Source organism: Streptomyces sp. NPDC056061, from assembly GCF_042266885.1.
Classification (GTDB): domain Bacteria; phylum Actinomycetota; class Actinomycetes; order Streptomycetales; family Streptomycetaceae; genus Streptomyces.
The window spans coordinates 1-9996 of record NZ_JBHJWQ010000066.1 but is presented as its reverse complement, the minus strand read 5'-3'; the positions used below and the strand labels follow the sequence as shown (position 1 = coordinate 9996).

General features: G+C 67.2%; 10 protein-coding genes and 2 pseudogenes. 7 read left to right on the top strand and 5 right to left on the bottom strand.

The annotated features are described in order from the left end of the window. Positions 1 to 518 precede the first annotated feature (518 nt). The 4 genes from ACFC79_RS37875 (at position 519) to ACFC79_RS37860 (ending at position 2165) form a co-directional block, all read left to right on the top strand. Positions 519 to 644 carry a hypothetical protein gene (locus ACFC79_RS37875; RefSeq protein WP_376249782.1) on the top strand — a complete coding sequence of 42 codons (126 nt, stop codon included), beginning with the start codon at positions 519 to 521 and terminating at the stop codon, positions 642 to 644. Positions 645 to 1028: 384 nt separating this feature from the next. After that, positions 1029 to 1280 (top strand): hypothetical protein, encoded by a 252-nt coding sequence (locus ACFC79_RS37870; RefSeq protein WP_376249780.1) that lies wholly within the window; start codon positions 1029 to 1031, stop codon positions 1278 to 1280. Further along, complete coding sequence (locus ACFC79_RS37865; RefSeq protein ID WP_376249778.1) at positions 1277 to 1738, top strand: hypothetical protein; 462 nt, start codon at positions 1277 to 1279, stop codon at positions 1736 to 1738. Before ACFC79_RS37870 ends, ACFC79_RS37865 begins: the two co-directional genes overlap by 4 nt. A 97-nt stretch (positions 1739 to 1835) precedes the next feature. After that, complete coding sequence (locus ACFC79_RS37860) at positions 1836 to 2165, top strand: hypothetical protein (protein ID WP_376249776.1); 330 nt, start codon at positions 1836 to 1838, stop codon at positions 2163 to 2165. Positions 2166 to 2200: 35 nt separating this feature from the next. On the opposite strand, the gene ACFC79_RS37855 is transcribed toward ACFC79_RS37860, so the two are convergent. Next, on the bottom strand, positions 2201 to 2392 hold the full coding sequence (locus ACFC79_RS37855; RefSeq protein ID WP_376249774.1) for a hypothetical protein: 192 nt from the start codon (positions 2390 to 2392) through the stop codon (positions 2201 to 2203). Between the two features lie 529 nt (positions 2393 to 2921). Between ACFC79_RS37855 and ACFC79_RS37850 the strand changes: the two genes are divergently transcribed. Further along, a complete protein-coding gene (locus ACFC79_RS37850) occupies positions 2922 to 4094 on the top strand; it encodes a glycosyltransferase (protein ID WP_376249773.1) in 1173 nt (390 codons plus the stop codon). A gap of 14 nt (positions 4095 to 4108) precedes the next feature. On the opposite strand, the gene ACFC79_RS37845 is transcribed toward ACFC79_RS37850, so the two are convergent. Next, a complete protein-coding gene (locus tag ACFC79_RS37845) occupies positions 4109 to 4369 on the bottom strand; it encodes a DegT/DnrJ/EryC1/StrS family aminotransferase (RefSeq protein WP_376249771.1) in 261 nt (86 codons plus the stop codon). 488 nt (positions 4370 to 4857) lie between these two features. On the opposite strand from ACFC79_RS37845, the gene ACFC79_RS37840 reads away from it, so the two are divergent. After that, positions 4858 to 5559: a hypothetical protein gene (locus ACFC79_RS37840; RefSeq protein ID WP_376249769.1), complete on the top strand. Its 702-nt coding sequence runs from the start codon at positions 4858 to 4860 to the stop codon at positions 5557 to 5559. 209 nt (positions 5560 to 5768) lie between these two features. Beyond that, complete coding sequence (gene trpD, locus ACFC79_RS37835) at positions 5769 to 6824, top strand: anthranilate phosphoribosyltransferase (RefSeq protein WP_376249767.1); 1056 nt, start codon at positions 5769 to 5771, stop codon at positions 6822 to 6824. 536 nt (positions 6825 to 7360) lie between these two features. Here the strand turns inward: trpD and ACFC79_RS37830 are convergent. From ACFC79_RS37830 to ACFC79_RS37820, 3 genes and pseudogenes are all read right to left on the bottom strand, one after another. Next, positions 7361 to 7477, bottom strand: a pseudogene (locus ACFC79_RS37830) (IS5/IS1182 family transposase); the annotation flags it as partial. Between the two features lie 107 nt (positions 7478 to 7584). Continuing rightward, positions 7585 to 9366 (bottom strand): reverse transcriptase domain-containing protein, encoded by a 1782-nt coding sequence (locus ACFC79_RS37825; protein ID WP_376249765.1) that lies wholly within the window; start codon positions 9364 to 9366, stop codon positions 7585 to 7587. A 535-nt stretch (positions 9367 to 9901) separates the two neighbouring features. Beyond that, a pseudogene (locus ACFC79_RS37820) lies at positions 9902 to 9996 on the bottom strand (IS5/IS1182 family transposase); the annotation flags it as partial.

The window sequence follows — 9996 nt, the reverse complement described above, 5'->3', positions numbered from 1 at the left end:
AAATCCGACAACCGGACATCAGAAGACGGCTTCACCCAACCAGAACGCGGCATCCCCCCACAATATCCCAGAGCCACTTAACTGAACGGTATTGGACTTAGGCATGGTCCCCGACGGGAATCCGATGCAGGAAGTCTCCTCTAGGCTTGCCCTGCTCGGACCGGTGTGCCATGGGGTGATCGACGCGGGAACTGAGTGCGGAGTCCACGTCACTGTGCCGTACGTGATCCTCGGCCCAGTACCGGTCGAGACGTTCGAGAACATGCCCCCGCCCCAGCAGCCCTAGAGTATTGGGCTTCTTTCGAAGAAGCCCTGCCAGCCTCAGGCTTCAGCGCCGTACGTCCGCGTTCAGCATGTCTCATGAGACATGCTGAACGCGCAGAACTGCTCCAGCTTTGGAGCTTGGCAGGGTCGGCCCCGGAGGCGGGGGCGACGGTGTAGCCCACCGTGGGGAGCAGCCGGATCGCGTCCGTGAGCGGCGGAATGGGCTGGGGGTCCGGGCCCGGGAGGATCAGGTGGTGCCCGGGGCCGTCCGGGTCGGCGACGGCGAGGGTGTCGGCCGGGCCGAGGTCGAGCGCGTCGACGGCGACCTCGGGCCCCGGTGCGACGACGGTCAGCTGCCAGCGCTCGCGGTGCACGGCTAGCTCGGCCATGTACAGCGCGGACAAGCCCTCGTGGTCGGGGTGCGGTGCGGCCGACGGCTGCTCGGTCACGAACTCTCCTTCGATCCGTACGGGTTGTCGTCGTCCCCGCCTGCGCCCGGCGGTTCGGGAACGCTCTGATCGTAGAGGCCGCAATGTCGGGGCGTCATGTCGCTCCGGTGTTTAGAGACCGCCTGCGGCGCAGGGCGTCTCAGCTGGGCTGCCCTCCGATGCCCGTACGAGAACCGACGCACCCGCGGCCGCGGCCCCGAAGACCCAGCGCAACGACCGCGATGTCCTCAACCTCCTGACCAAACGCGCGAAGGTCCTGCACCGGCGAGTTACTGCTGGTTCACCGACCCGTCCCGGGCTCTCTGCCTCAAACTCATGGACACCCCCACCACAGACCGCCCGCTGATCGGGATGTGTGATTCCGCCCGCTGTCCGCAGGCCACGCACCATCCCTGCCACCGGCCTGTCTGGGCCGAGCACGCCGAACGGTCCAAGACCTTCCTCGGCCAACTCGGCACCACCCGCAAGACCGAACGCGCCCGGCTTCAGACCGACCACGACCGGGCCCTCCGCGTCGTCGCGGAGATCGACGCCGCCACTGTCACAGCCGACGAGGAGTCCGCATGAGAATCTCCGCAGCCCGGCGGGCCGAGAACGAGAACCTCATCCGAGCCGCCATGGACCGGCTCCTCCGCGGAGAGATCCCGCCTGGCGGAAAGTGCGACATCAAGACCCTTGCCCGCGAAGCGGGCGTCGACCGCACCGCCTTCTACGGCAGCCGCCCCTACGCTCACCTCCGCATCGAGTTCGAGCGGCGCCTGCAGGCTCTCCAGCAAGCCAGCGAGATCCCCGACCCTCGCGAGGCCCAGATCACCCGGCTCAAGGCAGAGATCACCAAACTCAAGGAGCGGCTGGTCCAGTCGGAGCGAGCAGTTAACGAGCTCACCGACTTCCACACCCAGGCCCTGTCCCGAGTCGCCGTCCAGGGCGAGGAGATCGTCCACCTCCGCGAGTCAGCCGCCCGCGCGAGCCGAGTCAGCCGCCTTCCCGCACCAAGGACCACTGTGATCGGAACCTGCAGCTGACACAGGCAGAGGCGGAGAGGGTGAGCCTCACCAGCCGGAATCCATGCGACACAGCAGGGACCATTGACTACTGTCCATTCGGCAGAAAGAGGAGGTCATGGCGCTAGTCAAGAAGGGCTCACGCCGCATCATCGTCGACGGCGTCACCTACCGATGGAGAGTCCGAGGACGAGCGACTTATGCCCAGGGGCTGGGCTGGCGTCCGCTGGCTTATGCCGTCGAACAGGCCGAGACACCTGGCACCACCTTGGTGGTCACCACCAACCAGCCGCATCCGAGCAACTTGTTCGAAATCCCCGCCAGGCCCGTGCTGCCCGCGGAGGTGGCCGAGACCATCCGCATGGCTCGCGCCAAAGGCTGGACACCCGAGAAGCCCGGATCCCCCTTCCCGCTCGACCAGTCCCAGGGATTCACCCTAGCCGACTGACACGGACGCCGCCGCGATTCCGTCATCCGGCACGGCTACTCCGGGCAGGAACCGTACTTCTGGGCCCAGACATGGGCGATGTATCCATTGGACACCTTCACCCACGCATCCTTGCTGCTCTTGGCCTGGCTGTAGGTCCGCCATAGATAGAGCGGGCCGGGCCCGTCGAACCAGACGTTGTAGCACCAGTGCGCATCGACCTGGAAGGTGTCCCAGTCCCCGTGCACCAGTTTCGAGCCACGTGCACAGTCTCGGTGGAGTCATTGACGGTTCGCGAACACCCCATGTCGCAACCCTGCCCCGCCTGCGCCGGCACCGGTCCAGACAGAACGACGGCCAACGCAAGGGCCCCAGCGACGGCCGTCACACGAGTCGTTCGCTTGATCCTCATAACTGCGGTTTCCCCCTTGTAGTAGTGAATTGCCCCGTGTGGCGCCGTCAGGCAGCGCTGGAAGAGCTACGGTCTGCCAGCAGAAATGCCGAGCCGGTGTGTACCTGGGCCGGTAGACGCCCAGGCCGGGAGCACCTTTATGACGTTAAAAGGCACAGTGTTCTTGGACCAGCGTGCACGATGCTCAATGCTGGGCCCGGATGGTGCACGGTGCTCAGAGAGTTCAGTCTTCGAGGGCGAAGGCGGTACCGAGCGCGGCCGCGCCGGCGAGGGAACGGGGAAGGCTGCCGTGCTCTCCGGCTGCGCCGGGTCTGCGATCGGCGCTTCGTGCGAAGAAGCCCGCTCTGGACGTTAGAGTGCCTCGGGTGGACACCACCTCTCAACTCCCCACAGTCTTCCGTCTGATCGTGACGGGGGGAGGCACCGGTGGGCATACCTACCCAGCTCTCACCGCGATCCGCACGCTGCGGGAGCGGTTGACGGCGCAGGGACGCTCGCTCGATGTGCAGTGGATCGGCAGTGCCGACAGTCTGGAGGCGCGCGTTGCCGACGCGGAGGGGATCACGTTCACGGCGGTGGCCACCGGCAAGGTGAGGCGTTCGTCGAACCCGTTGAAGATGGTGTCGCCCGCGAACATGCGGGACATGGCGCGCGTGCCGCTCGGCGTCGCTCAGGCGCGCAAAGCGGTCGCGAAGTTCCAACCGCACGTGGTGCTCGCGACGGGCGGCTACGTGGCGGTGCCGACCGGACTTGCCGCCCGGATGTGCAAGGTCCCGCTGGTACTGCACGAACAGACCGTACGGCTCGGGCTCGCCAACCGGAGGCTCGCCAGCAGCGCCTCGCGGATCGCGGTGTCCTCGGAGTCGAGTTTGCCGCTCCTTGCCGAGAGCGTGCGCCCGCTCGCGGTGGTCACCGGGAACCCCGTGCGTCCGGAGGTGCTGGTCGGTCACCCGGACAAGGCCGTGGCCGCCCTGGGGCTCGGCTTCGACCGCGCGTTGCCCACGGTGTACGTCACCGGCGGGGCACAGGGGTCGCAGCAGATCAACAACCTGGTCGGCGGGGAACTGCCGTGGCTGCTTGAACGGGCCAACGTGGTGCACCAATGCGGGCCCGCTCATTTTGAGACGCTGGCTGCGCGGGCAGCGGCGCTTCCCGCCGACGTTGCTGCCAGGTATCACCTGACGCCATTCGTGGGGCCGGAGCTGCCCGACGTGCTGGCCCTGGCCGATGTGGTGATCTCGCGCAGCGGCGCCGGAACGCTTTCCGAGCTGACCGCCCTGGGCAAGCCCGCCGTGTTCATCCCACTCGCGTCCTCGGCCGGGAACGAGCAGGCGCACAACGCCCGGCATCTGGAGGAGTCCGGCGCGGCCATCGCACTGGTGGGGGAGGTTACCGGGGAGCGTCTTCGCGGGGCCGTGGGCCCACTCCTTGAAGACCCCGGGCGCAGGAAGGCCATGGCGACGGCGGCGCAGGCCCAGGGGCGCCCGGATGCGGCGGACAGGCTGGTGGACGTGCTGCTGACCGACGCATCCGGCTGAGTGCCCGGACCCTGCTACGCCCGTGGGGTGGTGTCGGTCGCATCGAGCGCGGCGCGCAGGGCGCGTACGACGTGGGCGATGTCGCCCTCGGTGAGGTGCTGGTGGAAGGGCAGGCTCAGGATCTGCTCACCGGCCTGCTCAGTGGCGGGCAGTGGGCGGCGCCAGGTCGCGAAGGCAGGCTGGAGGTGGTTCGGCGGGTAATGGACGCCGACGCCGATGTGCGCTTTGCGCAGGTGTGCGAAGACCTCGTCCCGTCGCGGTACGCGAGGCCCCAACCCCGGGCCCAGCCGACAAGCACGTGACACGGCCACAAGGCGGGGCCCGGTCGGGCACCCCCGGAAACGGTCGCGCACCGGTCTCCCCAGCCTCATGCACGGGCAATTGCCAACAGCTGTGGATCAACGGGGGAGCCTCAAGCGACCCGCAGCCATTGACCGAGGACTGCGAAGTCTTCGTTGGTGAGGCCGCGGGACAACGCGACGTGGCGGAGGAGGACCGGGGCGGAGTGGTGGGTGGACGTCCAGCCCCAGTCCGCCTCGGTGATGGACAGTCGGCTTGGGGCGCGGTACCCGGGTCTCTCCCCAAACCCGCTCGCCGAGCACGACGGGCCCGGTCTGACCATGACAGGAACTGGGCCGATACCTGCCCGGCGGGGCAGGCGATTCGCCGGCCCCGCGCTCAGACCGAGGTCGGCGCGAACCAGTGATACGGACGGCAAGAAGTCACTACTGTGGGCGCAGTTCGACACGAAGAGGGGCAGGTCATGCCGACACAGGTAGTGGGATTCCGACTGGGCAATGACACGACCGGCCGGCAGGTGACGATACTGGTATCCGAATCCGGTGTGCTGTACCGGTCGCACGGGCTCTACGGACGGCCGGCGAAGCTGGCCCATCCCGAAGTCCCTCACGCACTGGCTCATCCGAACGTGTCCCTGTTCCAGGGCGAACACCCTCTGAGCAGGCCGATCGCCGATCTGCGCAACCACCACACCGCCTACACGCAGAAGGGATACACCCGGGCGCTGATCCCGCCCGGCGCCGTCACACTGCCCGTCGACGAAGAACTGCCACCAGATCTGTCCGGACGGCCCGAACTCCCGCACCGCGAACTCACCGACGCCTTCACAGGAACAGCACCACCCGCAGGCACCACACTTGAGGAAGCGATCCGGGAATTCAGAACCTCCCTCGGCCTGCCGAACCGGCCCGTGCGCCTCCAGGGCCGCCCGGACCACACCCGCACAACACCCTCCAGGGCCCAGGCAATGATCCGGCTGCTCGCCCATCACCAGACGATCAGACCGTCACGGGCCCCCTTTGGCAGCTGGTCAGCTACCGCAGCCGGCATCCGCCTCCATCCTGCACTGCCCGGGCAGCCGCTGAGCAGAGCCAGCGCCACCGAATTGCGAGACGCACTGACCGCCTGGCTCCACTTCACCAGCCACTCCCGGCCCGACAACTGAAGCAGGAATCTGACGGAGCCGGCAGCGGGCAGCGACGCCGCACGGTTGAGCAGCACCGTGCCGGTCCCGAGTGCACGGACCCAGCCGACGCCCCGTCCTTCGCCGCTGGCCGAAAGCACGACACAAGGGGAAAACGGTTTCGGTACGCTCGCCGACATCGGCCGCCGCGCACCGAGGGCGCCGGTAGCCGTACCGAGAGGAACCCCTTCGTGCCCGAGCCCCGGACATGGCCCCGACTGCTCTCCACGCTCCTGACCAGAACCGACCTGACCGCCGACGACACCGCATGGGCCATGCGGCAAGTCATGGACGACGCCGCCGGCCCCGCCCAACTGGCCGGATTCCTGATCGCCCTGCGTGCCAAGGGCGAATCCGCCCCCGAACTGCGCGGCCTGCTCGACGCACTCATGGACCGCGTCATCCCGCTCCCGGTCGACGGAACCCAGGTACTCGACATCGTCGGCACCGGAGGCGACGGCGCCCACACCGTCAACGTCTCCACCATGGCCGCGATCGTCGTCGCCGCCACCGGCGTCCCCGTCGTCAAACACGGCGGCAGGTCCGTCTCCTCCAAGGCCGGCAGCGCCGACGTCCTCGAGGCCCTGGGCCTGCCCCTGGACCTCACCCCCGACGCCGTGGCACGGTGCGTGAACGACATCGGGATCGGCTTCACCTTCGCCCCACGCTTCCACCACGGGCTGCGAAACGCCATCCCGGTCCGAAAAGCCCTCGGCGTACCCACCGCCGTCAACTACCTCGCCCCACTGACCAACCCCGCCAGCCCCGGAACCACCCTCGTCGGCTGCTCCAACCGCGCACTCGCCCCGGTGCTGGCCCAGGTTCTCGCCGACCGCGGAACCCGCGCCCTCGTCGTCCGCGGCAACGACGGGCTCGACGAGATCACCACCACCGCCCCCACCAGTGTCTGGGCCACCACCAGCAACGGCGTACACGAAGTCACCCTGGACACCGCCGACTTCGGCCTGACCCGCGCAACAGCCGACGGACTTCACGGCGGCGACGCCCGCTACAACGCCGCCGCTGTCCACCGCGTCCTCGGAGGAGAACAAGGCGCGGCCCGCGACGCCGTCCTCGCCAACGCCGCCGGCGCCCTGGCCGCACACCGCACCCTCGACCAGGCAGATGACCTCCACGCCGCCTTCGCCGACGCACTCACCACGGCCCGCGCCGCCATCGACGACGGCCGAGCCACCACCACGCTGGACCAGTGGCTCAAGCTCGCACGCACCCTGCTCAAACACTAATCGCCAGTCGTTCACCACCGGTATCTGCTGCGCCCAGCACTTCACCACGGCCCACCGCTTTGCCGGGTCCGGCGCCGATACCTCTCGGCGCATGCGCTCGAACCAGGCCCCGCAGTCCTCGGTGCCCTGGGGCACCGGTTCCTCCCCGCTCTCCACCGTGCGGGCGGAAGAGAACCGGCCCCGCACCGTGGCCAGAGCCCGGGCGAGTCCATCCGCAAACTACTGCTCACCCGACTGCCGTCGCGAGTCGGAAAGGCAACGCAACCGGATGCGCGACGACGAACGAGCCCGACGTCTCGGGGAGCATCCCCGAACCCTTCCGCCCACCCCGCAGCCGACCCCCGGAACCGTCGACCCTCTGGCGCCGACGGCTGTTCGGAACTGCCCGCACTGCGATCAGCCTGCCCTCGTACCAGGTGCGCATGGAGCCAGCGGCCATGACGTCCTCCAGTGGGGCAAGTCCGTAGCCGCACACTATGCAGACGATCAGGCTGCCGTCCGGACCGATATCGATCGGCCGTCGCTTAGAAGTCATCTCATTTGGCGAGTCTGCGGTAGCAGATGAGGGTGCAGGCGATGCTGGTGAAGGCGAGGAAGTGATCGGCCTTGCGTTCGTAGCGGCGGTGGAGTCGGCGGCAGCCGGCGAGCCAGGCCGTTGGGTCGGCCGCGCGGTGAGGTGCCTGCCGTGGCAGGTCCTGTTCCGCGCGGCCTCCCGCCGAACCGGACATGACGGTTTCCCGGTCATCCGGCTCTCCAGTGACTACTGCGTGAGTGTTCTGGCTGGCTGTTCCGAATGGATGCGATCGTGGCAGACGTCGCAGGCCACGACCGTTTTGCGGCGCCGTTGGAGCATGACCCGCGCCCAGTCGGAGGGCTGCCATCCGGCATGTGCGAGGTCGGCGAGAGCACGGACGTGGTGCACTTGCACGTTGCCCTTGCTCCCGCAGATTTCGCAGGTGTCCGCCAGGAGTCTCGCGATGAGTTCCTTTTGCGGATAGTCCACCCGGACCGGCTCGCGGTCGGCGAGTTCCGCCGCTCGCTGCCGTTGGAGGGGCATTCCGCCGAACCGTGCCACCAGTGGTTTCCTGTTCTTCCGCTCGATAAGGGCCTCGAAGCAGACGCGGGGCCCGTTGGGCGTGTCGATTCTGGCCTTGTGCCTGGCGGCCATCTTCGACACGGACGAACGGTGCTTGGCCGCGAGGGTCTTGAGCATGGAGGTTTCCATGACCCATTGCAGCCGGTGCAGCCGGTAGACATCTCCGGCGAGCAGGTAGTACTGGATGATGCCCCGGTAGACGGTCCCGAAGGTCGCCACGATCGCGTGATCGGTGCTGTTGATCAGGGCCGTCTTCTTCGCGGGTTCTCCGCGGGCGAGATAGGGGGCGCATTTGGCTTTGATCACGTCCCGTGGGACACGGAGAGCGATCTGGCCGTTGACCCGACGGTAACGGCCGGTCTTCTTCGTGTCGTTGTGCTGGGTCGTGATCTCGTAGCCGAGAAACCTCGCTGCCCGGGTGCGGGCATGAGTGATCAGCGTCTTTTCCTGGGACAGTTCCAGCCTGAGTTCTTCACGCAGGAACTGGGCCAGGCGTTGCTTGATCTGCTCGGCCTCAGATTTCGGTCCGGTGAAACCAAGGAGGTGATCGTCCGCGTAGCGTATGTAGCGCAGCCTGCGGTATGCCGGATCGTTCGGATCCGAGCTCGGCAGGCTGACCATCCGCTGACGCAGTGCGCGGGCCTGGACCCGGTCGCCGCGCCGACGGGCTTTCGCCAGCAGATTCTGCAACTCCAGATAGGCCGGGTTTCGGGCCCGGCGTTTTCCTCGGGTGTACTCCGGAACAAGAACTTTCTCGACGAACTCGTCCAGCTTGTGCAGGTAGATGTTGGACAGGACCGGGGAGGCCACTCCGCCCTGCGGCGCTCCGGAGAGCGTGGCGCCCCACTTCCAGTCCTCCAGGTATCCGGCCTTGAGCATGTTGCGCACCAGCCGTAGAAACCGCTGGTCATGGAACTTCTCGCCGAGGATCGACAGCAGGGCCTGGTGGTCCAGGCTGCCGAAGCAGTCGGCGATGTCCCCTTCGATGAACCAGGACGTCCCGGTCCAGGTGTGGTCCACCTCCCGCAAAGCGGTATGGCAGCCACGGCGGGGACGAAATCCATGGGAGCGGTCGGAGAACGTCGGCTCGTAATACGCCTCCAACAGCAGGCGGATCACTTCACCGACGAGCTTGTCCGACCAGGTCGGCAGCCCCAGCGGACGCATCTTCCCGTTCTTCTTCGGGATATGGACACGTCGGACCGGACGGAAACGGTAGCGCTCGTGGCGCATCGCCTCGATGATCCGGCCGATCTTCCGCTGCGACATGCCGTCCACGGTTTCTTCCGTGACCCCGGGCGTCATCGCGCCATGGTTGGCGTAGATCCGCCCGTAGGCCAGCAGATACAACTGCGGATTGAACAGTTGCCGATACAGTTCCTCGCACGGCAGGCCACGCCTGCCGCGTTCACGCAGGACACCCAGCACCGTTTTGGCGCTCTGCATTTCGCATACCTCCCGACTCTGTGGTGTCCGAATCACCTGGCCCCCTTCGCCCGATGCGGACGGCTTTCCCGTCCTCCCTGGCCGGTCGTGACTCCGGCGACTACTACGGGGCCTCCGTCGCCATAGGACTCGCGTCCCGTAGGCGATCCCACGTTCGTCCCTGTCTGTACGTTCTAGCGCGACTTAGGCGTCCCACTCATCTCCTTGAATGTCCTCGCTGGACATCGCCCCGCACCCCGGAAGTGCCCCGGCCAACCATAAAAGCCGGGGCAGAGCGCGGCGCCGGTTTCAGCTGTCGTTTCCGGCGGATGAGAACTTGCATCTTCTGGAGATTGGACTTCAAACAATCCAGTCTTTGCCATATCGCGCGGGCCACCCAGCGCACCGTCTCTGACAACTGAGTCCGGTCACTGGTTTTCTGACATGCTGTTGTCCCCTTCACCTTTCGGATCCAGGTAAGTCATCCGGCCCAGAAACCTCCTTCCGAGTCCCTCCCGGCTGAGCCGGGGATACAAACAGAGCGCCTCGTGGCGCACATGGTCCGTTCTATGGTCCAGCGGTGCCGCCCGAGCCGCTGCGAGGACTCGACGCCCTTGCGGGCGATGCGATGCCCGATGCGGCGCCGTGACA